The sequence below is a fragment of the Ruegeria sp. AD11(2025) genome (genome assembly GCF_056542405.1).
In genome coordinates this window covers 92,228-117,567 of the sequence record NZ_JBQFZU010000006.1, presented here as the reverse complement: position 1 = coordinate 117,567, position 25,340 = coordinate 92,228, and the positions used below count along the sequence as shown (strand labels likewise).

The following is a 25,340-nucleotide window of genomic DNA, read 5'->3' as shown; positions in this document are numbered from 1 at the left end:
TGACCTTTCATTTGCCTGCGATTTAATGACGACCCAGCAGGGGGCCGCTGATGAGCGAAGCGAGCAAAATTCTGAATGAGATGAACGACCGGTCACGCGAAGTATTCCGGTTGATCGTAGAAAGCTATCTGGATAGCGGCGAGCCCGTCGGTAGCCGTACCCTGACCCGTACCCTATCGGAAAAGGTCAGTGCCGCGACAGTGCGGAACGTGATGCAGGATCTGGAGTTTCTGGGCTTATTGGACAGCCCGCATGTTAGTGCGGGACGGATTCCAACACAGCAGGGGCTGCGTATGTTCGTGGATGGGCTGCTTGAAATCGGCGATCTGGGTGCGGATGATCGGCAGAAACTGGACGAGACGTTAGGCTCTAACGCAGGTGATGTGGGCGGAATGCTGGATCGTGTGGGTGCGGCATTGTCACACGTGACACAAGGCGCCTCGCTGGTGCTGACACCCAAGCATGAGGCCGAGATCAAGCATATTGAGTTCGTTTCTCTGGGTCATGACCGGGCTTTGGTGGTTTTGGTGTTCTCGGACGGTCAGGTGGAAAACCGCCTGTTCACACCGCCACCCGGGCAGACGCCAAGTTCTATGCGCGAGGCGGCGAATTTCCTGAACGCGCTGATCGAGGGGCGAACACTGGGTGAAGTACGCCGTCAGATGCAGACCCAGATCGACGCCCGTAAGCAAGAGATCGACGTGCTGGCGCGCGAGATGGTGGAAAGCGGCATGGCGGCCTGGGATGGGGGCAGCGGCGACTCGGCCCGTCTGATCGTACGCGGACGGGCGAATCTGCTGAATGAACCGGGTCAGCAAGAGGAACTGGACCGTATCCGAACCCTGTTTGACGATCTGGAACGCAAGCGAGATATCGCGGAATTCCTCGAATTGACCGAAGAAGGCGAGGGTGTGCGCATTTTTATCGGCTCTGAGAACAAACTTTTCTCACTTTCGGGTTCCTCTTTGGTGGTGTCTCCATATATGAACGCTGATCGAAAGATAATCGGTGCGGTCGGGGTCATCGGACCCACGCGTCTAAATTATGGACGGATCGTGCCGATCGTGGATTATACGGCGCAACTGGTCGGCAAGCTGATATCCGACCGGAGCTAGAGGGTAAGAGATGGCAGAGCCCAAGAACGAAGATTTTCTGGACGATATCGCAACGGCCGAAGCGGAAGAGCTGGCGGAAGAAATCGCGGAATTCAGCGACGAAGCGCTGGAACTGGATGAGCTGCGTGCCGAGCGTGACGATTACAAGGACAAGTTCATGCGCGCCTTGGCGGATGCCGAGAATGCGCGCAAGCGTGGTGACAAAGCCCGCCGGGATGCGGAACAGTATGGTGGGTCGAAGCTGGCGCGTGACATGCTGCCGGTCTATGACAACATGAAACGCGCACTTGAAGCGGCGACCGATGAGCAGAAAGAAGTTGCTGCTGGCCTGCTGGAAGGAGTGGAACTGACCATGCGCGCGCTGAAGGACGTGTTTCAGAAACACGGGATTGAAGTCATCACGCCCGAGGTTGGTGACCGATTCGATCCGAATATCCATGAAGCCATGTTCGAAGCGCCGGTGCCCGGTACCCGTGCTGGTGACATCATTCAGGTTTCAGCCGAAGGTTTCATGCTGCATGACCGCTTGCTGCGCCCGGCGCAGGTTGGCGTGTCATCGACGCCCGCAAGCTAAGAGGCTATGGAACTGAACAGTGTCGAGGCGGTCAGGTTCTGGCCGCCTCTTTCAGTTTGTAGATCAGATCCAGGGCTTCGCGCGGGGTCAATTCATCCGGCAGGATGACATCCAGCAAATCCGTAACCGGTGAGGTTTTGGGCGCCGGAGGCGGCGGCGGGGCGGCTGAGAACAGCGGCAGGTCGTCGATCAGGGCTTTCTGCTTGCCACCTTCGCGTTCAGTTTTCTCCAGTTGATCCAAAACCACGCGGGCGCGCTCCACGACCGAGGCAGGCAGGCCAGCCAACTGCGCAACCTGAACACCATAGGACCGGTCGGCGGCGCCTTTGTGAACCTCGTGCAGGAAGATCACCTCGCCTTCCCATTCCTTGACGGCGACGGTGGCGTTGTCGACACCTTCCAGATTACCGGCCAGAGAAGTCAATTCGTGGTAGTGGGTGGCGAAAAGCGCGCGGCATTTGTTAGCGGCGTGCAGATGTTCCAGCGTGGCCCAGGCGATGGACAGGCCGTCATAAGTAGCGGTACCGCGACCAATTTCGTCCAGAATGACCAGCGCGTGGTCATCTGCCTGATTCAGGATGGCGGCGGTTTCAACCATCTCGACCATAAAGGTCGAGCGGCCCCGGGCCAGATCGTCCGAGGCTCCGACCCGGCTGAAAAGCTGACTGACGACACCGATATGCGCCTGTTCCGCAGGGACATAGCTGCCCATTTGGGCCAGCAGTGCGATCAAGGCGTTCTGGCGCAGGAAAGTCGATTTACCAGCCATGTTGGGACCGGTCAGCAACCAGATCGCAGCGCCTTGGTCAGCACTCAGATCGCAGTCGTTGGCAATAAAGGCGTCGCCGCTTTGCTGGCGCAGCGCATGTTCCACGACGGGGTGACGGCCACCCTGTATATCAAAGGCGCGCGAGGTGTCGACCTGCGGACGGCACCAGTTTTCTCCACGCGCCAGATCGGCGAGAGCAGTGGTCAAATCCAGCTCGGCCAGCCCGCGGGCGGCCTGGTTAAGATGGGCAGCAAGGGCCAGAATACCATCAGAAAGCCTTTGATAGAGCCGCTTTTCGATCTCCAGCGCCAAGTTTCCGGCGTTCAGGATGCGGGTTTCGATCTCGGAGAGTTCCACGGTCGTGAACCGCACCTGATTGGCGGTGGTCTGGCGGTGGATATAGGTCTCGGAGAATGGCGGGTTCAGCATCTTCTCGGCATGGGTGGCCGTGGTTTCGATGAAATAGCCCAGCACGTTGTTGTGTTTGATCTTCAACGAGGTGATGCCGGTATGTTCCGCGTATTTCTGCTGAAATCCGGCGATGACCGAGCGGCCTTCGTCGCGCAGGGTGCGGGCTTCGTCCAACTCGGCGTCGAAACCGGGGGCGATGAAACCGCCGTCGCGGGCCAAAAGGGGCGGTTCAGCGACAAGGGCCTCGTCCAGCAGGTTCAACAGATCATCAAAACCCACGAGGTTTTGCAAAGCGGTCGCCAGAAAAACCGGCAGGTCCTGACCCTCGCAAATTCCGGCAATTGCCGCGGCTTGGGTCAGCCCGTTGCGAATGGCGGCCAGATCGCGGGGGCCGCCGCGGTCCAGCGACAGGCGAGACAAGGCGCGGTCTAGATCGGGGGTTTTGCGCAGCGCTTCGCGCAGGTCCGAGGCGGTCAGGCTGTCATCGGTGGCGTAGGACACCGCGTCCAACCGGGCATGGATTACATCTAAATTGCGTGAGGGGCTGGAGAGGCGTTGCTCCAGCAAGCGCGCGCCGCCCGGAGTCACGGTTCGGTCGATCACGGACAACAGTGATCCGGCGCGACCGCCGGCCAGGGATCGCGTCAGTTCCAGATTGCGGCGCGTGGCGGCGTCAATTTGTACAACGCGGTCTTCGGATTCCTTCAGCGGTGTTTGCAAAAGGGGCAGTTTGCCCTTTTGCGTAATCTCGAGATAGTCGATCAGCGCGCCCATGGCCGAAATCTCGGCGCGCCCAAACGAACCAAACGCGTCCAGCGCGCCCACGTGAAACAATCCGCAGATGCGTTTTTCGGCGGCGGTGCTGTCGAAGCTGGCCCGCCCAACCGGGGTTAATGAGATCCCCAGATCGCGCACCGGTTCTCCCAGCTTATCCTGTACACCATCGGCCACGATCAACTCGGACGGGGCCAGCCGCGCCAGCTCTGGGCTGAGGCGGACGGAGGTCAAAGGCATCACGTGAAACGCGCCGGTCGAGATATCTGCCCAGGCCAGCGCCGCCTCGTCCCGGACTTCGGCATAGGCGGCCAGGAAGTTGTGGCGACGGGCTTCCAACAGGGCGTCCTCGGTCAGTGTGCCGGGAGTCACCAGACGCACCACATCGCGTTTTACAACCGATTTAGAGCCTCTTTTCTTCGCCTCAGCCGGGCTTTCCATCTGTTCGCAGACGGCGACGCGAAAGCCTTTGCGGATCAGGGTCAACAAGTACCCTTCGGCCGAATGCACTGGGACACCGCACATCGGGATATCTTCGCCATTGTGCTTGCCACGCTTGGTCAGGGCGATGTCCAGCGCCTCGGCCGCGTTCACCGCGTCTTCGAAAAACATCTCGTAGAAATCGCCCATGCGGTAAAATAGCAGGGCGTCCGAATGGGCCTCTTTGATCTCGAGATATTGCGCCATCATCGGCGTGACTGTGGACAAAAGCGGTCCCTTTCTGGCGTGTTCCGGGCGCGACCTTACAAATCCCGCATCTTCTGTAAAAGCCGAAAACTCATTCTCGTTGAGGCGGGCGTTCTCCTGCGTTATGAGGCGACAGCCCCGAAGTCATGGAAACGACCAAAAAGATGCCCAAAACGAAGATCACCAAAGAAGAGGCGCTGGCCTTTCACCTCGATCCGACCCCCGGCAAGTGGGAGGTGCAAGCCACCGTTCCCATGACCACGCAGCGCGATCTGTCGCTGGCCTACAGCCCGGGAGTTGCTGTTCCATGTGAAGCCATCGCCGAAGCGCCTGAGACGGCGTATGACTATACCAACAAGGGCAACCTTGTTGCGGTGATCTCGAATGGGACCGCGGTTCTGGGCCTTGGAAATCTGGGCGCACTGGGGTCGAAACCGGTAATGGAAGGCAAATCAGTCCTGTTCAAACGGTTCGCCGACGTGAACTCGATCGATATCGAGCTGGACACCGAGGACCCGGATGAGTTCTGCCGTGCGGTGCGGCTGATGGGACCGACCTTCGGTGGCATCAATCTGGAAGACATCAAGGCGCCCGAGTGTTTCATCATCGAACAACGCCTAAAGGAAGAGATGGATATTCCGGTCTTCCACGATGACCAGCATGGCACAGCGGTGATCTGTGCGGCGGGCCTGCTGAACGCGCTGCATATCTCGGGTAAGAAGATCGAGGATGTGAAGATCGTCCTGAATGGTGCGGGGGCGGCGGGGATTGCCTGTATCGAACTGCTCAAGTCGATGGGCGCGCGGCATGAGAACTGCATCGTCTGTGACACCAAGGGTGTGATCTATCAGGGCCGGACCGAGGGCATGAACCAGTGGAAATCGGCCCACGCGATCACCACCGATCTGCGAACGCTGGAAGATGCGATGAAAGGTGCCGACGTGTTCCTGGGCGTGTCGGTCAAAGGGGCGGTGACGCAGGATATGGTTGCCAGCATGGCCGACAACCCGGTGATCTTCGCCATGGCGAACCCCGATCCCGAGATCACACCGGAAGAAGCCCATGAGGTCCGCGTGGATGCCATCGTCGCTACCGGTCGCAGCGACTACCCGAATCAGGTGAACAACGTTCTGGGCTTCCCCTACTTGTTCCGGGGCGCGCTGGATATTCACGCCCGCGCCATCAATGACGAGATGAAGATCGCCTGTGCCCATGCGCTGGCCCGCCTGGCGCGCGAGGATGTGCCGGATGAGGTCGCCATGGCCTATCGCAAATCGCTGACCTTTGGTCGCGACTATATTATTCCAACGCCGTTCGATCCTCGTCTGATCCACCGTATCCCACCCGCCGTGGCCAAGGCGGGTATGGACACCGGCGCGGCCCGCCGTCCGATCATCGACATGGACGCGTATGAGTTGAGCCTGAAATCCCGCATGGATCCGACCGCCAGCATCCTGCGCGGCCTGAACGCCCGCGCGCGCCAGGCCCAAAGCCGCATGATCTTTGCCGAGGGCGACGATCCCCGCGTGCTGCGCGCGGCGGTGACCTATCAGCGTTCGGGCTTTGGCAAGGCGCTGGTTGTGGGTCGTGTCGAGGACGTCAAGCAAAAGCTGGAAGAGGCCGGTCTGGGCGATGCCGTGCGCGAGCTGGAGGTGGTGAATGCCGCCAACACCGCACATCTCGATACCTATAACGACTTCCTGTATAAACGCCTGCAGCGTAAGGGGTTTGACCGCAAGGATATTCACCGGCTGGCCGCCCGCGACCGGCATGTGTTCTCCTCCCTGATGCTGGCGCACGGGCATGGCGACGGTCTGGTAACCGGGGCCACGCGCAAATCGGCGCATGTTCTGGACCGGATCAACCACGTGTTCGACGCTGACGCGGCCCATGGCGCGGCTGGTGTCACCGCGCTGCTGCACAAAGGCCGCATCGTTCTGATCGGGGATACGCTGGTGCATGAATGGCCGGATGAGAACGACTTGGCGAATATCGCCGAACGGGCGGCCGCCGTGGCCCGCCACATGGGGCTTGAGCCGCGCGTGGCTTTCGTCAGCTTTTCGACCTTCGGTTATCCGGTGTCGGAACGGGCCGAGAAGATGCACCGCGCTCCTGCCGTTCTGGACCAACGCGGCGTCGATTTCGAATACGAAGGCGAAATGACCGTGGATGTGGCCCTGAACGTGGACCAACAGGCGGGTTACCCGTTCCAGCGTCTGACCGGCCCTGCGAATATCCTGATCGTGCCCGCACGGCACTCGGCGTCGATTTCGACCAAGCTGATGCAGGAAATGGGTGGCGCCACGGTGATCGGCCCAATCCTGTCGGGTGTCGACAAGCCGATCCAGATCTGTTCGACCGTCTCGACGGCGAATGACATCCTGAACATGGCCATTCTGGCCTCGTGCGATATTTCGGGCAAACCATGACGATCTGGAATCTCGGCTCGATCAACGCGGACATGATTTATGATGTGCCGTACCTGCCTGGGCCGGGAGAGACGCTATCGGCCAATCGACTGGATCGGTTTCTGGGTGGCAAGGGGGCAAATATGTCCGTGGCCTCGGCGCGAGCCGGGGCACAGGTGGCGCATATCGGGGCCGTGGGGCCAGATGGGCGCTGGGCGCGGGATCGGTTGACGGAATACGGCGTCGACACCCGCTATGTTGCTGAGGTCGATATACCCACCGGTCACGCCATCATTGCTGTGGATGCGCAGGGCGAGAATAATATCATCCTGTTTCCGGGTTCGAACCACGCAATCACGCCGGACCAGCTAGGGCAGGCGCTGTCCTCTGCATCGCAGGGTGATCTGCTGGTGATGCAGAACGAAACCACCCTGCAGGTCGAGGCCGCAAAGATAGCCCGTGCGCTGGGCTTGTCCGTCTGCTACGCCGCAGCCCCGTTTCAGGCCGCAGCGGTGCAGGCCGTATTGCCCTATCTGGATTTTCTGATCCTGAATGAGGTCGAGGCCGAGCAGTTGCGCGATGCCACCGGACAATCGGTGACCGACCTGAAGATCGAACATGTGATCGTCACGTTGGGCTCAAAAGGCGCGCGGTATTACCATCGCGGCGAGGCCTCGGACTTTCCCGCCCATAAGGTGCAAGCCGTGGATACTACAGGTGCCGGCGATACGTTCACCGGATATGTCCTGGCGGGAATGGATCACGGGATGCCGATGGCGCAAGCAATCGCTCAGGCAAATCGTGCCGCGGCCCTGATGGTCACGCGGCACGGAACGGCGGATGTGATCCCCGACCTCAAAGAGGTGCACGAGGCGCGGTTCGATTAAGACCCGGCAAACGGCGCCGCGCTGCCCCAGAGTTGCTTGACCCGGGCATCGCGGCCACAGGCTTTGCGATAGGCTTTGTAGGCGCTGTGCTGGCGCTTGGGGCCAAAGCGGGTCAGGACCAGCTTGGTGCCCTTGTAGTAATCCTGATGATAGGCTTCTGCCGGAAAGAACGCGCCTTGCTGCAGGATCGGCGTGACAACCGTTTGTCCCAAGGCGCGCTGCGCATCAGCCTTGGCCTGCTGCGCCAGCGCCTTTTCCCCCGCGTTAGAGACGAAAATCGCCGTGCGATAACTGTCCCCCCGGTCGCAGAACTGACCGCCTGCATCGGTTGGATCGACCGAGCGGAAGAACATGTTCAGCAGCGTTTCACGGGACACCCGGGCCGGGTCAAATGTGATCTGGACCGCCTCGTAATGACCGGTGCCGCCTTTGGTAACCTGATCATAGGTCGGGTTTGCGGTTTTACCGCCGGTAAAGCCCGAGACCGCTCCGATCACGCCTGGTACGGATTCGAAATCGGATTCGACACACCAGAAACAGCCCCCCGCAACCGTCAGGGTCTCGGTCCCGGCGGCCGGCGCGGGCGCGGCGCGCAGCAGGGCGGCCAGTGCGATCAAAGCAAACAGCAGCGTTGGTTTGACGAAGTCGAAATAGGCGATGCGGGTCATGGCAGGGCTCCTTTCGGGATCAGGCTGCCCTGACTTATGCACCGGCGCAATCCGCTGACATGGTTTGTCACGCGGTGGTGAGACGAGTTTATCGCCTCAGCCCAACAGTTGCCCCAGCTTCATCGCCACACCCATATTGCCCGAGATCTTGAGCTTTCCCAGTGCCACCCCGGTCATCGGGTTCAGCTTGCCGGTCAGCAGCTTGGTCAGGTTGTCCTGCGAGATGCGGATGGTGCAATCGGTGTCGCGATCCTGCGTGCTGGCCTGATTGTCGGCCAGCACGATGACGCCGTCATCGCCGCAGTCGAATTTCAGCGAGCCTTCAAAGCTGCGCCCGACCAGATTTTTCTGAATGCCATCGGCGATAGCGGCAAGTGTCATGGGGTCCCTCCTGTTTCAGCCACAGGGTTAGGGGGCAGTCGGGGCGCAGGCAATAGCCCGCGCCTAGTGACCTTGGGTCACGGATTTCAGGTTTTCCAGACGATCCTCGAACCGCGGGTGCGTGCTGAGCCAATCTATATCCTGATCGCCGAATTCCTGTTCCAGCAACTCGAAGAAGTCCGACAGGCCATTGGGGTCGAAACCAGCCTTTTTGGCCAGATCGACGCCGAACTGGTCCGCTGCCAACTCGTGCTGGCGGGAATAGGACAGGGACAGGATCAGGTTACCTTCCAGCAGCACCTGTTCCAGCACCGGGCCGGTATCGCCCGCCATCATCCCGATCAGCACAAACACCCCGAGCGAGCTGTAGATTTGTGTCAGCCCGTGCTGTTCGGCCACATGCCCGATCTCATGCCCGATCACCCCGGCCAGCGCATCGGTTGAGACCCGCCGCACCAGGTCGTCGGTCACCACAATCGTGCCACCCGGCAGGGCGAAGGCGTTCGGGCCCATTCCCGGAAGGTCGCGGAATTCCAGAGTGTAGTCGTGATCCTCGGCTGCGGGACCCAGCGCCGCCAGGACCCGATCGAAACTGTCCTGAACCCTGGCTTTGTTCTGGTCGCTCAGGGCGCTGGGCTCAGTCATGATCTGATCCAGCGCCTGCATCACACCGGCATCAATGGCGGCCACAAGCGGCGGAGGGGTCATCCACACCGCCAACGCCACCAGCACCGAAAGCCCGTATTTCCACACACCCCAGATCGCGACCAGACTGGCCAGTGTGACAAGGATAAGACGGGGGTGGAACTTCTCTGCCTGATGCAGGCGCGATCCGCTGGAGTCGGCGATCAGATGCTCGAGCGCTGCGTGCTTGTCGGTCAGAAACAGGGTGCCGTCCGGGAACTTCACCCGCCGTTCGGTTGATCCGACGCGGGTCTCCACCGACAGCTCCTCGGGGGTGCAGCGGGTCTGGATCTGACCCTGATCGCCAATCAGCCAGACGGTATTGGTGCCCACTGCCAGCCGCGCAGGGATCTCGCGCGAGCTGAGAGGCGGATAGGCGCGCCCGTGGACAGGCGCGCCGATATCTTCGGGAAACGTGCTCAAAGGTCAGACCGCGATGCCAATGTCAAAGCCCTCGATATCCCCGTAGGCGTCGCCAATGGCACTGACTTGTGCGCTGACGTCGCCCACGAAATCATCCAGCGGACCGGCAGGGACGAATGTGGTGTGATTGGCCAGATAGCGTACCCGGCGTACATGCGCCCAGGGCAGCATCAGACCCAGTGTCATCGCGACAATTACAGCATTCGAAACGGAAATCCACAGCAGACGCAGGGCGTTCACATCCGAATAGAACCGGTGCCCGTCGCCCAGAATAGTGTAGTTGTAGACCGTATTGCGAACCATGGCGCGATAAATGATCGTTGCTGGAACCAGCACCAGCAGAAGAAATGCGTAGATCGTGAAAACGGCCAGGATTGCCGTGATGTCTTCGGGGTTGTCTTCAAGGGCCAGAAATGCGTCGAACGTGGACAGGTTCACCCCCAGCAGGGTACCAATCACGGCAACGCTGACAATGACCCAGGCAGCTGTTGCCAGAAAGGCCTTGTAAAAAGGCGCAATCGGGCTGTCGAAATGCAGAGGCGTGGTGCCGAAGCTGTGCCCGTTCACGTGAAACCTCTGGATCGAGCGGGTCACGAAGGGCCATGTGGTATAGATCGTCAGCGCCGCGATGAGGGGGTATAGGAAATAGTTGGCCGCGGCCGACCCCCATCTGCCCTGAAAATCGAACCGCACGTTCGACCAGCTGGACATGCGTGCCTGAAACCGCAAGGACCGCACCAGCAGGTAGGGGATCAGGAACACCAAACCCAGCAACATGACCAGGTTCACCAGCGGAATTGCGCCCAGAACGGTGAAGGCGATGATCCCGGCGATCACGATCAGCCGCCCGATCAGGATCTGCGCGCCCGTCGCGTGATAATCAAAGCTGCGCCCGGCGACATAGGTGTTCTGGTAAAAGTACTTTTTCGAGCGCACCTTGGCCCAGGCGCTGTAGATGCCAAAGGTCAATAGCGACAACAGCAGGTTTACGATCCAGATGCCGAAGTACTCGCTCGCTGATCCCCGAAACTCAAATTCTGCCGGGGGTTCCTGTCGGTGATCTGCCTGCATGAATGCCTCGATTGGATTGAATGAAAAACGGGCCGGACTCCTTACTGGACCGACCCGTTCTGTGTGTTCAACCAACCGGGCAATTCTGCGGCAAAGTTGCGACCCGTCCGGTCAATTCAACTTTTTTGTGCAGAAGTTCCTCTACTTCAGGCGTTTGTCCCGTGCTGCGAGCAGTTTCAGGCGCAGCGCGTTCAACTGGATGAAGCCTGCCGCGTCCTTCTGATCGTAAGCGCCTGCATCTTCCTCAAAGGTCACATGTGCTTCGGAATAGAGCGAGTGATCCGACCAGCGGCCAACGGTCGAGGCCAGACCTTTGTACAGTTTCACGCGGGCGGTGCCGGTGACGTGTTCTTGGCTCTTGTCAATTGCGGCCTGCAGCATCTCACGCTCGGGCGAGTACCAGAAACCGTTATAGATCAATTCGGCATATTGCGGCATCAGCTGATCTTTCAGGTGCATCGCGCCACGGTCCATGGTGATGGATTCGATGCCACGGTGTGCTTCCAGCAGGATGGTGCCGCCCGGCGTTTCATAGATGCCGCGCGATTTCATACCCACGAAACGACCTTCGACCAGGTCCAGACGGCCAATACCGTGCTTGCCGCCATATTCGTTCAGCTTGGTCAGGATGGTGGCGGGGCTCATCGCTTCGCCATTGATGCTGACCGCGTCGCCTTTTTCAAAACCGATCTCGATGTACTCGGGCTCGTTCGGCGCATCCTCGGGGTGGACGGTGCGCTGATAGACATAGTCGGGCGCCATGTCGGCGGGGTCTTCCAGAACCTTACCTTCCGACGAGGTGTGCAACAGGTTGGCATCGACCGAGAAGGGTGCCTCGCCGCGTTTGTCCTTGGCAATCGGGATCTGGTTTGCTTCGGCAAACTCCAGCAGCTTGGTACGGCTGGTCAGATCCCATTCACGCCATGGGGCAATAACCTTGATCTCGGGGTTCAGCGCATAAGCTGCCAGCTCAAAGCGAACCTGATCGTTGCCCTTGCCGGTCGCGCCATGTGCTACGGCGTCAGCACCGGTTTCTTCAGCAATCTCAACCAGACGTTTCGAGATCAGCGGGCGCGCGATCGAGGTGCCCAGCAGATACAGGCCTTCGTACTGTGCGTTGGCGCGGAACATGGGGAAGACGAAATCCCGGACGAACTCTTCGCGGATATCCTCGATATAGATGTTCTCGGGCTTGATCCCCAGCATCTCGGCCTTCTTGCGGGCGGGTTCCAGTTCCTCACCCTGACCCAGATCGGCGGTGAAGGTGACGACCTCACAGCCATACTCGGTCTGCAACCATTTCAGGATGATCGAGGTATCAAGGCCACCGGAATAGGCCAGAACAACTTTCTTGGGCGCGGACATCTGACTTCCCTTTATGCGTAGAACGCTTGGCCCCTAACGGGTTTTGAAAGCGGGGGCAAGTTATCTGCGTTGACGCTGGGCGGGAATTGGGGTGAAACGGGTGCAAAGAGAACAAGGATTGGTTGAGAGGGCGGTTTTCGATGTTGAGTTGGCAGATTTTCAAACATGCGCTTGGGATGATTTTCAATGATTTCGGAACTGCGTTGCGCGTGTCTTCTCCGATCATTGCAGTTTCCTTTCTGGGGGTGGTGCTGTTCATTGTTAAGGGGCCGGCCTATCTCAGCGGAGAACAAGGAGAGTTTGGCGGCGTATTGCTGCTTGGCCTTTTGAACTACGTTGCGGCCCTTTGGGTGGCCGTTTCATGGCATCGTTATTGCCTGCTGGAAGAGTACCCGGAAAAAACATTTCCGGATTTCAACGGGGCACGCATCGTTTCGTATTTTGGATGGGGTTTCTTGTTGGGGGCGATCCTCATAGGTTTGGGAGCTCTGCTGTTCGGCGTAGTTTACGCAGCCGGAGGTTTTGCAGGCGGTTCGCTTTCATTGTTTGGCGGAGCTCTTTTGGTCGTCGGGTTGATTTTCATGTTTTGGGTTATTCAGCGGCTTAGCTTGGTGCTTCCAGCAAGCGCTGTAGGTAAGCCAATTAAGCTTGATGACTCGTGGCGTGCTACGCGGCCCATTGCGACGGCGGTCCTGCTCGTTTTTGTAATTTTGGGCGCGTTTGGCTTTGCTCTTGGTCTTGTATCAGGGTTTTTCGGAGCGTTTTCTGAACTTCTTGGGTTTGTGCTTCAGTCTGTTGTGAACTGGGCGATTGCAATGACCAGTTTGAGCGTTCTGACAACGTTTTATGGGGTTTGTGTTGAAAAACGCGAGCTCTCCTGAGCCACGTACACATATGTATTCCTTGCCCTTTCGGCGGTGATACGGCAGTGAAACGGTCATGACTGATTTCATGACCCGCGCCCGCACCGCCGAACAGGCAATGCGCACCGTGTTTCCGCCCACACCTCTGCAGCGGAATGCCCATCTGTCCGACCGCTATGGCGCGGATATCTGGCTCAAGCGGGAGGACCTGAGCCCGGTGCGGTCCTACAAGATACGCGGCGCGTTCAATGCCATGCGCAAGCAGCAGGGGCAGGACCTTTTTGTCTGCGCCAGTGCGGGCAACCACGCGCAAGGCGTGGCCTATATGTGCAAGCATCTGGGCGTGAAGGGTGTGATCTTCATGCCGGTGACGACGCCGCAGCAGAAAATCCAAAAGACCCGCATCTTTGGCGGCGACAATATCGAGATTCACCTGATCGGCGACTATTTCGACGACACGCTGGCCGCAGCGCAGGCGTGGTGCGCGCAGCAGGGCGGGCATTTTTTGTCTCCGTTCGACGATGAGGATGTGATCGAAGGGCAGGCCTCATTGGCGGTTGAGATTGAGGCACAGCTGGGCGACTTGCCCGATCACGTGATCCTGCCGGTGGGTGGCGGTGGCATGTCCTCGGGCGTGGCGACGTGGTTCGGGGACCGGACCCATTGCCTGTTTGTCGAGCCTAAGGGTGGGGCCTGCCTGCACGCGGCGATGGCGGCGGGGCATCCGGTGGCGCTGGATCGGGTAGACAACTTTGTCGACGGCGCGGCTGTGGGGAAAATCGGTGCGAAACCTTTTGAGCTGTTGAAGGATCGCCATCTGTCCGACGTGCTGGTCCTGTCCGAAGACCGCATCTGCACTACCATGATCGAGATGCTGAATGTCGAAGGCATAGTGCTGGAGCCCGCCGGCGCACTGGCGATCGAGGCCATTGTTGATGTCCAAAGCTTTATTCGTGGCAAGACTGTGGTCTGCGTCACCTCAGGCGGTAATTTCGATTTCGAGCGTCTGCCCGAAGTCAAGGAGCGGGCGCAGCGTTACTCCGGCGTCAAGAAATACTTCATCCTGCGCCTGCCGCAGCGCCCCGGCGCGCTGAAGGAGTTTCTAAGCATTCTCGGCCCTGAGGATGACATCGCCCGGTTCGAATACATGAAGAAATCGGCGCGCAATTTCGGCTCGGTCCTGATCGGAATCGAAACCCGCAAGCCCGAAAACTTCGCCCGCCTGTTCGCGCATCTGGATGAGGCCGGGTTCACCTATACCGACATCACCGAAGACGAGACATTGGCGCAGTTCGTGATCTAGGTCAGGTTCACGGCCTTGTCAGTCAGGAACACAGTGCGGGACTCGTCATAGATCTTCAAAATCGCGGGCAGATCAACCTCAGCCGCCTTGCCAGCGGCGGCGTTGCGTTCGGCATCCTGACAGAGGCTTGAGAAGCGGTCGAACCCAAGGCTCAGCGCGCTGCCCTTGAGGAAATGCATGTTTTGCTCGAACTCGGCCCGGTTTGTGTCCCGGTGCACCCGTTCAATGGTTTCCTGCACTTCGTCCAGAAAGACTTGCACCACCTCGTCAAACTCACCGGCGCCCACCTCATTCCGCAGCTGTCTGACCCTGGACCAGTCGATCATGTTCTGCCTCTCCACACTTATCGCGACATGACCTGCGTAGCCCGAGGCGGGTAAAGAGCGGGTTAAGCAACGCAATCAAGACGCCTTCACGGGATGTTAAATAGCCGCGCGCTAGGGTCGGCGCGTTCAGGTATGGTTGCAGTGCAGAGGGTACAGGTGGCAGAAGGCAGTCAGGCAGAGGCCAGGACAGAGCTGGATTTTGGCGCGATCCAAAAGGTACTTGTCGTTGATGACAGTCGCCTGCAACGGCGGATTCTGGTTGCCTCGCTAAAAAAATGGGGCTTCGAAGTGCTTGAGGCCGACAGCGGTGATGCGGCCATCGAGATGTGCCACGCCTACCCCCCGGATCTGGTGGTCAGCGACTGGGTCATGCCGGGGATGAGCGGGCTGGAATTCTGCCGCGCGTTCCGGGCGCTGGACAGTGAGCAGTACAGCTACTTCATCCTGCTGACCTCAAAAAGCGAAAAGCAGGAGGTGGCAAAAGGACTGGATGCAGGGGCCGACGACTTTCTGATCAAACCGCTTGAGGCCGATGAGCTGCGCGCGCGCATTTCGGCTGGGGCGCGTATTCTGGATATGCAGCGGGAACTGTCCGAGAAAAACCGGTTGATCGAAACCGCTCTGGAAGAATTGCGCGTGGCGCATGATGCCATCGACAAGGATCTGATGCAGGCCCGGAAAATTCAGGACTCGTTGGTGCCGGAACTGACCCGCGAATTCGGCAAGTCGCGGGTCAGCATGTTGCTGAAACCCTGTGGCCATATTGGCGGCGATCTGGTGGGAATGTTCTCGCCCGGGGTCAATCGGCTTGGGTTCTACAGCATCGACGTGTCGGGCCACGGTATCACCTCGGCGATGATGACAGCGCGGCTGGGGGGCTATCTGTCCAGCAAGCATTTTGACCAGAACGTGGCGATGGAAAAGCGGATGGACAAGTTCTATGCGCTGCTACCGCCCGAGCAGGTGGCCGAAATGCTCAATTGCCGCCTGATGGCCGATGCGGGTGTCGAAGAGTATTTTACCATGGTTTATGCGATCGTTGACTTGCGCAATGGGCATCTGAAAATGGTGCAAGCCGGGCACCCACACCCGCTGGTGTTGCGCCACGATGGCAGGACCGAGTTTCTGGGCGAAGGCGGGCTGCCCATCGGATTGCTGTCGGACGTCTCGTTTCAGCAGACCGAAACCTATCTGCATCCCGGCGACAAGCTGTTGCTGTATTCAGATGGCTTTACCGAATGCGGGCTCGCCAGTGGCGGGCTGTTGGAAGAGGAAGGGCTGCGTCGGATGGCTTTGGAATGCGCCCCCGGCCGCAGCGGGACCGAGTTTCTGGACGACATGTTCTGGCGCCTGACACAGGCCATGGCCCCCGGCAGCGGCACGGATGACGACGTCTCGGCCGTTTTCTTTGAATATAACGGGCCCTAGAGCCGGTTCAGGTGTTGAGCGGCAAAGTGACGGTCACCGGCATTGCCCAGCATTTGCGTTGCATCTGCGGTATCCATCCACAACGCCTCATGAAACGGCTCGGTCGGCGGGCCGATACGGCGTACGGGGCGGGCGCGGTAGATCAGGCAGACCTTTTCCGCCCACAGGTCGTATTCGGGCATGTAGGTGAACCGCCGGAACGCGCCAACGCGACGTGGCGCGGCCACAAGCCAGCCGGTTTCCTCGAACACTTCGCGGTGCAGGGCGGTGACAGGTGATTCGCCGGGGTCGATCCCGCCGCCGGGCAGTTGCAGGTCGGGGCCGGGCTCCATCTGACAAGTCAGCAAAAGGTGCCGACCACGAGGCAACAATGCATAAACACCCACACGTCTGATGTATTTCTGCCCCGCTTGCGGGGTTTCACCGAACCGTCTGATCATGTATGGCCCCTTACAACCCGAAGTGTTCGACCTATATGGTGGCGGTATGCCAACCTGTGGCGTTTAAGGAAACCCCATGTCTCTTGGAACGAAAATAGCGTGGGACGATACCGTCCTGCCCTTTCAACTTGATGTATCGGATATGCGCGGCCGTGTGGCCCGTCTGGATGGCGTACTCGACGGCATCCTGAAGCAGCATGATTATCCGGAAAAGGTCGAGGCGCTGGTGGCCGAGATGGCCCTGCTGACCGCATTGATCGGCCAGACCATTTCGCTGCGCTGGAAACTGTCGTTGCAGGTTCAGTCCAAGGGCCCGGTGCGCATGATTGCCACCGATTATTACGCACCCAAGCAAGAGGGTGAACCGGCCCGGATCCGCGCCTATGCCAGTTTCGACCGCGACCGCCTGACCGATGGCGCGCCGTTTGATCAGGTGGGTGAAGGTTATTTCGCCATCATGATCGATCAGGGCAAGGGTTCGCAGCCCTACCAGGGGATCACACCGCTGGCCGGTGGTTCGATCAGCGCCTGTGCCGAGGCATATTTTGCGCAGTCCGAACAGCTGCCGACCCGGTTCTCGCTAAGCTTCGGCAAATCGACCGAGCCGGGTGTTGGTGAGCACTGGCGCGCCGGCGGGGTCATGTTACAGCACATGCCCAAAGCCTCGCCGTTTGTGGCAACCAGCGAGGGTGAAGGCCAGATCCTGACCGCCGAAGATCTGGTGGATGGCGAAGAGGGTGAAAACTGGGGCCGCGTCAATATCCTGCTGGATACAGTCGAAGATCTGGAATTGATCGGGCCTTCGATCGCACCGACCGACCTGCTGGTCCGCCTGTTTCACGAGGAACAGCCGCGGGTTTACGACGCGCAAGCGGTGCAGTTCGGCTGCACCTGTTCCGAGGACCGCGTGCGGCAAAGCCTGTCGATCTACTCGGCCAAGGACATCGAAAAGATGACAACGCCCGAGGGCAAAGTGACCGCCGATTGCCAGTTCTGCGGTGCCCATTATGTGCTGGAACCGGGCACGGTCGGATTTGATGCGGACGACACCTGATCCAACCGAGCAATTACGGGCGGCGCTCAGCCGCCCTGGTCCCGGGTCGAGCGATTTCGACCTTAACCCGGAAACCGTTTTACCCGAGGGCCGCAAGTTGCGCCCGGCAGGCGTTCTGGTGCCGATCTCGGTTTCAACCGGAATACCACGGCTGATCCTGACCAAACGGTCCTCGGCCTTGAAACATCACCCCGGCCAGATCGCCTTTCCTGGCGGCAAGCAGGATGAGGGCGATGTGGATGTCACCGCCACTGCCCTGCGTGAGGCGCAGGAGGAAATCGGTCTGCCGCCTGACTTGCCCGAGATTCTGGGACACCTGCCGACCCATGAGACCGTCACATCTTTTACCGTGACGCCGGTTGTCGCGATCTTACGGGCACCGTTCCAACTGACCCCGGAACCCGGTGAAGTTGATGAGGTATTCTCGGTTCCGCTTGCACATGTACTCAACCCTGCGAATTATTTCGTTGAATCGCGCCGTTGGCGGGGTCACAAAAGGAATTATTACACTGTGCCGTTCGGTCCTTATTACATCTGGGGCGCGACGGCCCGGATGTTGCGGGGATTGGCCGCGCGGGTGAGTGAATGACGCAAATATCGGAAGACTGGGTTACTGACCCGGCAACACAAAAGGTCTGCGCGGCGTTGACCGGGGCTGGGGCACAGGCGCTGTTTGTGGGTGGCTGCGTTCGAAACGCGCTGCTGGGTGCACCAGTCTCGGATATCGACATTGCCACTGATGCGCACCCTGAGCGGGTGATGGAACTGGCACAGGCGGCAGGTCTCAAGGCTATTCCCACCGGCATTGATCATGGCACCATTACCGTGGTCAGTGGTGGTGCCCCGCACGAGATCACCACCTTTCGCCGCGATGTAAAAACCGATGGCCGCCGTGCTGTGGTGGCCTTTTCTGACAAGGTGGAAGAGGACGCCGCGCGCCGCGATTTCACCATGAACGCGATCTATGCCCGGCCCGATGGCACAGTGCTGGACCCGTTGAATGGTCTGCCCGACCTGCAGGCGCGGCGCGTGCGGTTCATCGGCACGGCCGAAAACCGAATTCGCGAGGATTACCTGCGCTCGCTACGCTATTTCCGGTTCCACGCCTGGTATGGCGATGCCGAGGCCGGGTTCGACCCGGACGCACTGGCGGCGATTGCGGCCAATCTGGACGGGCTGGCTGGCCTGTCGCGCGAACGGGTCGGGGCCGAGCTGCTGAAGCTTATGGGCGCACCCGATCCCGCGCCTTCGGTTGCTGCCATGCGTCAGGCGGGTGTCCTGGCACAGCTGACCCCGGGGGCCGAAGACCGGTCGCTGGCGCCTCTGGTCGTTTTGGAACACCAGGCCGGGGTCACCCCCGAGCCGATCCGACGTCTGGCCGCCATTGCCACCCCTGAGATCGCCAAAACCTTGCGCCTGAGCAAGGCGCAGTTGCAACGGCTGACCCGGATGCGGGATGAGGCCGCAGGCACCGCCAGTATTGCCGAACTGGGCTTCCGCTATGGGGAAGAAGGCGGGATGCACGAAACCCTGTTGCGCTGCGCTTTTCTGGAACAGCCCTGGTCCGAAGACATGCGGCAGGATTTGCGCAAAGGTGCCGCCGCCGATTTTCCGGTTCAGGCGACCGACCTGATCCCTGACTTCACCGGCCCCGCGCTGGGTAAAAAACTGGCCGAGCTTGAAACCCGCTGGATCGCTTCTGGCTTTTCCTTGAATCGCAAGGACCTGCTGGGCGGTTGAGACGAAGTCTCAAAAAGGGATGACAAAATAATCATATTGTGGTTACGTGCCCCTGTTACCTGATTTGGAGGGAGGCATGCGAATGTATTACGGGATCTGGTTCGGCTAAAGCCGGAACACTTTGACCCGTAAGGGTGGTGTTCTGGCGCCATCTGTTTTCGCACGTCCTGAATTTCCTGCTCAATCGGAGCACCCTCCATGTTTCGCTATTTCGAAAACCTAGTTGACCCTTTTGTTGCGTATGAAGAGACCGACACGCCGCCCACGCGGTTGTGGCCGTTCATGCTGGACTATTCCCGGCCGTTCGTGCGGGTTTTCTTCTGGGCCGCGCTGATCTCGGTCATTGTTGCGGCAGTCGAGGTCGGTCTGATCTATTACATGGGTCGGGTTGTTGACCTGTTGTCCGGGTCACCTGCCGAGGTCTGGCAGGCCCACGGCACTGAACTGATCCTGATGGCTGTGTTCGTGCTGCTGCTGCGCCCGATGCTGCATGTGGTCGACGTGCTGTTGCTGAACAACACGATCCTGCCGAACTTCGGCACCCTGATCCGCTGGCGGGCACATAAGCACGTGCTGCGGCAATCGGTGGGGTGGTTCGAGAATGACTTTGCCGGTCGCATCGCCAACCGGATCATGCAAACACCGCCCGCGGCGGGTGAGGCGGTGTTTCAGGTGTTTGACGCCATTTCTTTCTCGCTGGCCTATCTGATCGGGGCGGCGATCTTGTTGATGGCGGCAGATCCACGGCTGCTTCTGCCGCTGCTGATCTGGCTCGTGCTCTATGGCCTGCTGGTGCGCTGGACAGTGGCGCGGGTTGGCCCGGCATCGCAGGCGGCGTCCGATGCGCGCTCAGCGGTAACGGGTCGCGTCGTAGACAGCTATACCAACATCCACTCGGTCAAGATGTTTGCCCATGACGATCAAGAACTGGACTATGCCCGCGAAGCCATCGAGGAAACCCGCCGGACCTTTCAGGTCGAGATGCGAATTTTCACCATCATGGATGCGGTTCTGGTCACGCTGAACGGTCTGCTGATCGTCGGCGTTGTCGGCTGGGCGATTGCCCTGTGGATGCAGGGCAGCGCCTCTGTCGGTGTGGTCGCTGCAGCCACCGCGCTCACGCTGCGGCTGAACGCGATGACCGGATGGATCATGTGGGCACTGACCAGTTTCTTCCGCCAACTGGGTGTTGTGGCCGAGGGGATGGAGACAATTGCCCAACCCATCGATCTGTTGGATGCGCCAGCGGCTAAACCGTTGCAACTCACCAAAGGACAGATCGACATTCGCGACCTGTCGCACCATTACGGGCGCAAGACAGGTGGCCTGGATCATATCAACCTGACAATTCATCCCGGCGAAAAGATCGGGTTGATCGGGCGGTCTGGTGCCGGGAAATCGACCCTAGTAAAGCTGCTTTTACGGTTTTACGACGTGGAAAAGGGGGCGATCCTGATCGACGGGCAGAACATTGCAAGCGTCACGCAGGACAGTTTGCGCAGTCATATCGGTATGGTGCAGCAGGACAGCGCTTTGCTGCACCGCTCGGTGCGGGACAATATTCTCTATGGCCGTCCCGAGGCCACCGAAGAGCAGATGATCGGCGCTGCAAAACAGGCTGAGGCGCATGAGTTTATCCTCGATCTGCAGGACCCGCAGGGGCGCACCGGCTACGACGCGCATGTAGGGGAACGCGGCGTGAAACTCTCTGGTGGTCAGCGGCAGCGGGTGACGTTGGCGCGGGTGATCCTGAAAGACGCGCCGATCTTGTTGTTGGATGAGGCGACATCCGCCCTGGATTCCGAGGTCGAAGCATCGATTCAGGAAACTCTCTACGGCATGATGCAAGGTAAAACCGTGATCGCTATTGCCCACCGACTGAGTACGATTGCCCAGATGGACCGCATTCTGGTCATGGATGGCGGCCGGATCGTGGAACAGGGCGGACATTCCGAGCTGTTGGCGCATGGCGGGCTTTACGCCCGGTTCTGGGCGCGGCAATCTGGAGGCTTCCTGAACCCGGAGGCCGCGGAATGAAGGTTGCCGACCTGATCGATCCGTTCAAAAACACTGAAACGCCCCCGCCGCAAACGCTGGGGGCGTTTATTCGCTGGTGCCTGTCGGGTGCGTGGCCGATGATTTTTGTTGCGGCCTTTTTCTCGGCCTCGGCGGGCGCGATGGAGGCCGGGACGGCCTGGATGCTGGGACTCGTGATCGATCTTGCAACCGAGAGCGGGCCACAGAACATCCTGACAGGCAGCAATTTGTGGACGATTCTGGGTGTTGCCGCTTTTTTCATGCTGTTGCGCCCGGTGTTTTTCGGGTTTTCGGCGTTTTCGAACAACTATGTCGTCATGCCCAACATCCCACCTCTGGTTCTGGCGAAGCTGAACCGCTGGACGCTGGGCCAGTCGGTCATTTATTTCGATGACGATTTCGCGGGCCGAATTGCTCAGAAACAAATGCAGACGTCGAACGCGATGGCCTCGGTGGTGTCCGAGACGATCAGCGCAATTGTGTTCGCCTTGGCCTCACTTGTAGGCTCTTTGCTTTTGTTAGGGTCTATTCACCCGCTGGTAATCCTGCCCTTTGCTGCCTGGCTGTCGGTCTATTTCCTGCTGATCCGCTGGTATCTGCCGCGCATTCGCGTGCGGTCCTCGGCGCGGGCGGGAGCGCGGGCGATGGTGTCGGGGCAGGTGGTCGACACGATCACCAATATCAAGACCGTCAAGCTGTTCGCTCATTCCGCTTTCGAGGATCAGGCCGCGCGAAGCTCGATGGTCGATCTGCGCGAGAAAATGCTGGCCTTCGGCAAACTGTCTGCCAGCTTCCGCTTTATTCTGATGGTATTGGCAGGTGTTCTGCCAGTTCTGCTGATCGGTGCAACGCTGTTGCTGTGGCGCAACGGAGTTGCGACGGCGGGGGATATTGTGGCTGCGGGTGCGATCTCGATCCGTGTTTCGCAGATGACCGGCTGGGTCAGTTTTACGCTGATGGGGCTCTATGCCAATGTGGGCGAGATCGAAAATGGAATGAAAACGCTGGCCAAGCGCGAGCGGGTCGAGGATGTGCCCGACGCGACCGGCCTGACCGTAGCGGCAGGACAGATTGATTTCGACCATGTCAGCTTTGCCTATGGCCGCGATGTGGGCGGTGTAACTGAAGTGACCATGACCGTTCACCCGGGAGAGAAGCTGGGCATTGTTGGCGCCTCGGGGGCGGGGAAATCGACTTTGGTGTCGCTGCTACTCAGGCTCTATGACGGGGAAAATGGCGCAATTCGCATTGACGGGCAGGATGTGCGCCATGTGACGCAGGACAGTCTGCGCGGGCAGATCGGCATGGTTACGCAGGAAACCGCAATGTTCAATCGATCAGCACGTGAGAACATCCTGTATGGCCGCCCGGATGCCAACGAGGATGAGATGATCGCGGCCGCCAAAAAGGCCGAGGCGCATGAGTTTATTCTCAGCCTGCAGGATGCCCATGGTCGCATCGGCTATGACGCGCATCTGGGCGAGCGCGGTGTGAAGCTCAGCGGTGGACAGCGGCAGCGGATCGCCCTGGCCCGTGCCATTCTCAAGGACGCGCCGATACTGGTGTTGGACGAGGCGACGTCCGCGCTGGATTCCGAGGTCGAAGCCTCGATCCAGACAGCGCTTCACCGGGTGATGCAGGGCAAAACCGTGCTGGCGATTGCACATCGCTTGTCCACGCTCAGCGAGATGGACCGGATCATTGTCTTGGATGAAGGGCGGATAGTGGAGACAGGCACCCATGACGCGCTGTTGGATCAAGGCGGGCTCTATGCCCGGTTCTGGCACCGTCAATCCGGCGGGTTCATTCAGGCTGAAGCCGCCGAATAACGCGCATTGCTTGCAAAGGGGTTTTGTTGCGCGCAAAGCCCCGGTATCAGGCCTTCCATGACGCAGCAGTTCACCATAACCCGCTTGGGCCATCAGGGCGATGGCATCGCCGACGGTCCCGTTTACGCACCCCGGACCCTGCCGGGTGAGGTGGTCAGCGGCACGTTGGTTGGCCAGTTGCTGACCGATATCCGGGTTGAAACGCCCTCGGATGAGCGGGTGAAGGCTCGGTGCCGCCACTACAAGGCCTGCGGTGGCTGTCAGTTGCAGCACGCCGCGGATGAATTCGTGGCCGATTGGAAGGTCGAGGTAGTGCGTACCGCCCTGACGGCACAGGGGTTGGAGGCGCCGATGCGTCCGATCCACACCTCTGCGGAACGCTCGCGCCGCCGGGCGACAATCGCGGTACGACGGACGAAAAAGGGCACGCTGGCCGGGTTTCATGGCCGCGCCTCGGACACGATTACCGAGATTCCTGACTGTCATTTGCTGGACCCGGCCCTGATCGCGGCCATTCCGGTGGCCGAAGCGCTTGCTGTTCTGGGTGGCAGCCGCAAGGGTGTACTGGCGGTGACTTTGACCCTGTCCGAAGGCGGTCTGGATGTGGCGGTCAAGGGCGGCAAGCCCCTGGATGGTCCTCTGGAACTGGCGCTGGCGCAGGCAACCGAGAAACACGGGCTGGCGCGGCTGAGCTGGGATAGTGAGGTGATCGCGATGCGCCAGCCTCCGGTGCAGCGGTTTGGCGTGGCCGGGGTTGTGCCGCCGCCCGGTGCGTTCCTGCAGGCGACAAAAGACGGTGAACAGGCTCTAATGCAGGCGGTTTTGCTGGCCACGCAGAGTGCAAAGCGGGTTGTTGATCTGTTTGCAGGCAGCGGTACCTTCTCACTGCCCCTGGCCGAAACTGCTGAGGTCCACGCGGTCGAAGGTGAGGCCGCGATGACCGACGCCCTGGATCAGGGCTGGCGTCGTGCGCAAGGCTTGAAACGCGTCACCACCGAGGCCCGCGATCTGTTCCGCCGCCCGCTGATGCCGGATGAATTGAAGAGCTTTGACGCTGTCGTCATCGACCCGCCCCGCGCAGGGGCCGAGGCACAGATATCCGAACTGGCGCAGGCGCAGCGCCCGGTGATCGCTTATGTATCGTGCAATCCGGTCACTTTCGCCCGGGATGCAAAAACGCTGGTTAACGCGGGCTACACCCTTGAATGGGTACAGGTGGTGGACCAATTTCGATGGTCATCACACACCGAACTGGCCGCGCGGTTTGTCTTGGGGCCCACATCATGAGCACACAGGAGAAAGTCACAATGGGATTCAATCAACGCCTGCTTGGCATCATTGAAAATCCCATCTTCGGCCGGTTCATCACCGGGGTCATCATTTTCAATGCAATTTTGCTGGGGATGGAGACATCACCCACCCTGATGGAGGCCGCCGGCCCCTTGATCGTGACGCTTGACAGCATCTGTCTGACCATCTTTGTGGCCGAGATCGCCATGAAATTGCTGGCCACTGGGCGGCGGTTCTTTCTAAACGGCTGGAATGTCTTTGATTTCATCGTCGTCGGCATTGCCCTGATTCCCAGTGCCGGGGGGCTGTCGGTGCTGCGGGCGCTACGAATATTGCGGGTTTTACGTGTTATCTCGGTGGCACCCCGCCTGCGGCGGGTTGTCGAAGGCTTCATTTCAGCTCTGCCGGGCATGGCCAGCGTGTTCCTGTTGATGGCGATCTTGTTCTATATCGGTGCGGTAATCTCGACCAAGCTGTTCTCGACGTCTTTCCCTGAATGGTTCGGTGACTTGGGTCAGTCGGCCTATACGCTGTTCCAGATCATGACGCTGGAAAGCTGGTCGATGGGCATCGTGCGCCCGGTCATGGAGGTGTACCCGTATGCCTGGGTGTTCTTTGTGCCCTTCATCATGGTCACCACCTTTGCGGTGGTGAACCTGCTGGTGGGTCTGATCGTGAACTCGATGCAGGATGCACACCATGCCGAGGATGAGGTGAAAACCGACGCCTATCGTGATGAGGTTTTGGAACGGTTGGAAAGCATCGAGCGTCGTCTGACCGAACAATCACACAGCAAAAAGTGATTTCAGTTTT

Annotated in this window: 22 protein-coding genes; 14 read left to right on the top strand and 8 right to left on the bottom strand. The window is 59.7% G+C overall.

Annotated elements, in window-relative coordinates; genetic code table 11:
* The first annotated feature begins 50 nt into the window (after positions 1-50).
* Complete coding sequence (gene hrcA, locus ACR1XY_RS08040) at positions 51-1,115, top strand: heat-inducible transcriptional repressor HrcA (RefSeq protein ID WP_480591955.1); 1,065 nt, start codon at positions 51-53, stop codon at positions 1,113-1,115.
* 10 nt (positions 1,116-1,125) lie between these two features.
* A complete protein-coding gene (locus ACR1XY_RS08035; RefSeq protein ID WP_480591953.1) occupies positions 1,126-1,689 on the top strand; it encodes a nucleotide exchange factor GrpE in 564 nt (187 codons plus the stop codon).
* Positions 1,690-1,720: 31 nt separating this feature from the next.
* Here ACR1XY_RS08035 and mutS read toward each other — a convergent pair whose 3' ends face one another.
* The gene (gene mutS / locus ACR1XY_RS08030) at positions 1,721-4,333 is read right to left on the bottom strand and encodes a DNA mismatch repair protein MutS (protein ID WP_480592164.1); all 2,613 of its coding nucleotides are present in this window, start codon (positions 4,331-4,333) and stop codon (positions 1,721-1,723) included.
* 161 nt (positions 4,334-4,494) lie between these two features.
* Here mutS and ACR1XY_RS08025 point away from each other — a divergent pair, with 161 nt between their 5' ends.
* A complete protein-coding gene (locus ACR1XY_RS08025; RefSeq protein WP_480591952.1) occupies positions 4,495-6,759 on the top strand; it encodes an NADP-dependent malic enzyme in 2,265 nt (754 codons plus the stop codon).
* Positions 6,756-7,625, top strand: a complete 870-nt coding sequence (locus ACR1XY_RS08020; protein ID WP_480591950.1) for a ribokinase — start codon at positions 6,756-6,758, stop codon at positions 7,623-7,625. The genes ACR1XY_RS08025 and ACR1XY_RS08020 overlap by 4 nt, the downstream gene beginning before the upstream one ends.
* Here the strand turns inward: ACR1XY_RS08020 and msrA are convergent.
* The 5 genes from msrA to ACR1XY_RS07995 all read right to left on the bottom strand — a co-directional run bounded on the left by msrA (position 7,622) and on the right by ACR1XY_RS07995 (position 12,217).
* Complete coding sequence (gene msrA, locus ACR1XY_RS08015; protein ID WP_480591948.1) at positions 7,622-8,293, bottom strand: peptide-methionine (S)-S-oxide reductase MsrA; 672 nt, start codon at positions 8,291-8,293, stop codon at positions 7,622-7,624. The genes ACR1XY_RS08020 and msrA overlap by 4 nt on opposite strands.
* Positions 8,294-8,389: 96 nt before the next feature.
* A complete protein-coding gene (locus ACR1XY_RS08010) occupies positions 8,390-8,674 on the bottom strand; it encodes an SCP2 sterol-binding domain-containing protein (protein ID WP_170326135.1) in 285 nt (94 codons plus the stop codon).
* 63 nt (positions 8,675-8,737) lie between these two features.
* Positions 8,738-9,781 (bottom strand): M48 family metallopeptidase, encoded by a 1,044-nt coding sequence (locus ACR1XY_RS08005; protein ID WP_480591946.1) that lies wholly within the window; start codon positions 9,779-9,781, stop codon positions 8,738-8,740.
* Between the two features lie 3 nt (positions 9,782-9,784).
* Entirely contained in the window at positions 9,785-10,852 is a 1,068-nt protein-coding gene (locus ACR1XY_RS08000; RefSeq protein ID WP_480591944.1) for a YjgN family protein, read from the bottom strand.
* 141 nt (positions 10,853-10,993) lie between these two features.
* Positions 10,994-12,217, bottom strand: coding sequence for an argininosuccinate synthase (locus ACR1XY_RS07995; protein ID WP_480591942.1), 1,224 nt, complete (start codon positions 12,215-12,217; stop codon positions 10,994-10,996).
* A 140-nt stretch (positions 12,218-12,357) separates the two neighbouring features.
* On the opposite strand from ACR1XY_RS07995, the gene ACR1XY_RS07990 reads away from it, so the two are divergent.
* Together ACR1XY_RS07990 and ilvA are read left to right on the top strand one after the other, a co-directional pair.
* On the top strand, positions 12,358-13,098 hold the full coding sequence (locus ACR1XY_RS07990) for a hypothetical protein (protein WP_480591940.1): 741 nt from the start codon (positions 12,358-12,360) through the stop codon (positions 13,096-13,098).
* Positions 13,099-13,156: 58 nt separating this feature from the next.
* Positions 13,157-14,383, top strand: coding sequence for a threonine ammonia-lyase IlvA (gene ilvA / locus ACR1XY_RS07985; protein WP_480591939.1), 1,227 nt, complete (start codon positions 13,157-13,159; stop codon positions 14,381-14,383).
* Here ilvA and ACR1XY_RS07980 read toward each other — a convergent pair.
* On the bottom strand, positions 14,380-14,709 hold the full coding sequence (locus ACR1XY_RS07980) for an Hpt domain-containing protein (protein WP_480591937.1): 330 nt from the start codon (positions 14,707-14,709) through the stop codon (positions 14,380-14,382). The two genes, ilvA and ACR1XY_RS07980, sit on opposite strands and share 4 nt — an antisense overlap.
* Positions 14,710-14,841: 132 nt before the next feature.
* Between ACR1XY_RS07980 and ACR1XY_RS07975 the strand changes: the two genes are divergently transcribed.
* Positions 14,842-16,137 carry a PP2C family protein-serine/threonine phosphatase gene (locus tag ACR1XY_RS07975; protein WP_480592162.1) on the top strand — a complete coding sequence of 432 codons (1,296 nt, stop codon included), beginning with the start codon at positions 14,842-14,844 and terminating at the stop codon, positions 16,135-16,137.
* Here ACR1XY_RS07975 and ACR1XY_RS07970 read toward each other — a convergent pair.
* Positions 16,134-16,577, bottom strand: a complete 444-nt coding sequence (locus ACR1XY_RS07970) for an NUDIX hydrolase (RefSeq protein WP_480591936.1) — start codon at positions 16,575-16,577, stop codon at positions 16,134-16,136. The genes ACR1XY_RS07975 and ACR1XY_RS07970 overlap by 4 nt on opposite strands.
* A 76-nt stretch (positions 16,578-16,653) precedes the next feature.
* On the opposite strand from ACR1XY_RS07970, the gene hslO reads away from it, so the two are divergent.
* The 7 genes from hslO to ACR1XY_RS07935 all read left to right on the top strand — a co-directional run bounded on the left by hslO (position 16,654) and on the right by ACR1XY_RS07935 (position 25,330).
* Positions 16,654-17,631 (top strand): Hsp33 family molecular chaperone HslO, encoded by a 978-nt coding sequence (gene hslO / locus ACR1XY_RS07965; RefSeq protein ID WP_480591934.1) that lies wholly within the window; start codon positions 16,654-16,656, stop codon positions 17,629-17,631.
* Positions 17,615-18,220, top strand: coding sequence for a CoA pyrophosphatase (locus ACR1XY_RS07960; RefSeq protein ID WP_480591932.1), 606 nt, complete (start codon positions 17,615-17,617; stop codon positions 18,218-18,220). The genes hslO and ACR1XY_RS07960 overlap by 17 nt, the downstream gene beginning before the upstream one ends.
* Positions 18,217-19,371 carry a CCA tRNA nucleotidyltransferase gene (locus ACR1XY_RS07955; RefSeq protein ID WP_480591930.1) on the top strand — a complete coding sequence of 385 codons (1,155 nt, stop codon included), beginning with the start codon at positions 18,217-18,219 and terminating at the stop codon, positions 19,369-19,371. The genes ACR1XY_RS07960 and ACR1XY_RS07955 overlap by 4 nt, the downstream gene beginning before the upstream one ends.
* Positions 19,372-19,569: 198 nt before the next feature.
* Complete coding sequence (locus tag ACR1XY_RS07950; protein WP_480591928.1) at positions 19,570-21,408, top strand: ABC transporter ATP-binding protein; 1,839 nt, start codon at positions 19,570-19,572, stop codon at positions 21,406-21,408.
* Positions 21,405-23,237, top strand: a complete 1,833-nt coding sequence (locus ACR1XY_RS07945) for an ABC transporter ATP-binding protein (protein WP_480591926.1) — start codon at positions 21,405-21,407, stop codon at positions 23,235-23,237. The genes ACR1XY_RS07950 and ACR1XY_RS07945 overlap by 4 nt, the downstream gene beginning before the upstream one ends.
* 57 nt (positions 23,238-23,294) lie before the next feature.
* Complete coding sequence (locus ACR1XY_RS07940) at positions 23,295-24,524, top strand: class I SAM-dependent RNA methyltransferase (protein WP_480591924.1); 1,230 nt, start codon at positions 23,295-23,297, stop codon at positions 24,522-24,524.
* Between the two features lie 20 nt (positions 24,525-24,544).
* The gene (locus ACR1XY_RS07935) at positions 24,545-25,330 is read left to right on the top strand and encodes an ion transporter (RefSeq protein WP_480591921.1); all 786 of its coding nucleotides are present in this window, start codon (positions 24,545-24,547) and stop codon (positions 25,328-25,330) included.
* Positions 25,331-25,340: the final 10 nt, after the last annotated feature.

Coding starts and splice junctions, on each gene's coding strand:
- ilvA (WP_480591939.1), top strand. CDS start 13,157: ATGACTGATTTCATGACCCGCGCCCGCACCGCCGAACAGGCAATGCGC.
- ACR1XY_RS07940 (WP_480591924.1), top strand. CDS start 23,295: ATGACGCAGCAGTTCACCATAACCCGCTTGGGCCATCAGGGCGATGGC.
- ACR1XY_RS07960 (WP_480591932.1), top strand. CDS start 17,615: ATGCGGACGACACCTGATCCAACCGAGCAATTACGGGCGGCGCTCAGC.
- ACR1XY_RS07980 (WP_480591937.1), bottom strand. CDS start 14,709: ATGATCGACTGGTCCAGGGTCAGACAGCTGCGGAATGAGGTGGGCGCC.
- ACR1XY_RS07995 (WP_480591942.1), bottom strand. CDS start 12,217: ATGTCCGCGCCCAAGAAAGTTGTTCTGGCCTATTCCGGTGGCCTTGAT.
- ACR1XY_RS07970 (WP_480591936.1), bottom strand. CDS start 16,577: ATGATCAGACGGTTCGGTGAAACCCCGCAAGCGGGGCAGAAATACATC.
- ACR1XY_RS07950 (WP_480591928.1), top strand. CDS start 19,570: ATGTTTCGCTATTTCGAAAACCTAGTTGACCCTTTTGTTGCGTATGAA.
- ACR1XY_RS08025 (WP_480591952.1), top strand. CDS start 4,495: ATGCCCAAAACGAAGATCACCAAAGAAGAGGCGCTGGCCTTTCACCTC.
- ACR1XY_RS08010 (WP_170326135.1), bottom strand. CDS start 8,674: ATGACACTTGCCGCTATCGCCGATGGCATTCAGAAAAATCTGGTCGGG.
- ACR1XY_RS07975 (WP_480592162.1), top strand. CDS start 14,842: ATGGTTGCAGTGCAGAGGGTACAGGTGGCAGAAGGCAGTCAGGCAGAG.
- ACR1XY_RS07990 (WP_480591940.1), top strand. CDS start 12,358: ATGTTGAGTTGGCAGATTTTCAAACATGCGCTTGGGATGATTTTCAAT.
- msrA (WP_480591948.1), bottom strand. CDS start 8,293: ATGACCCGCATCGCCTATTTCGACTTCGTCAAACCAACGCTGCTGTTT.
- ACR1XY_RS07945 (WP_480591926.1), top strand. CDS start 21,405: ATGAAGGTTGCCGACCTGATCGATCCGTTCAAAAACACTGAAACGCCC.
- hslO (WP_480591934.1), top strand. CDS start 16,654: ATGTCTCTTGGAACGAAAATAGCGTGGGACGATACCGTCCTGCCCTTT.
- ACR1XY_RS08000 (WP_480591944.1), bottom strand. CDS start 10,852: ATGCAGGCAGATCACCGACAGGAACCCCCGGCAGAATTTGAGTTTCGG.
- ACR1XY_RS07955 (WP_480591930.1), top strand. CDS start 18,217: ATGACGCAAATATCGGAAGACTGGGTTACTGACCCGGCAACACAAAAG.
- ACR1XY_RS08035 (WP_480591953.1), top strand. CDS start 1,126: ATGGCAGAGCCCAAGAACGAAGATTTTCTGGACGATATCGCAACGGCC.
- hrcA (WP_480591955.1), top strand. CDS start 51: ATGAGCGAAGCGAGCAAAATTCTGAATGAGATGAACGACCGGTCACGC.
- ACR1XY_RS08020 (WP_480591950.1), top strand. CDS start 6,756: ATGACGATCTGGAATCTCGGCTCGATCAACGCGGACATGATTTATGAT.
- ACR1XY_RS07935 (WP_480591921.1), top strand. CDS start 24,545: ATGGGATTCAATCAACGCCTGCTTGGCATCATTGAAAATCCCATCTTC.
- mutS (WP_480592164.1), bottom strand. CDS start 4,333: ATGATGGCGCAATATCTCGAGATCAAAGAGGCCCATTCGGACGCCCTG.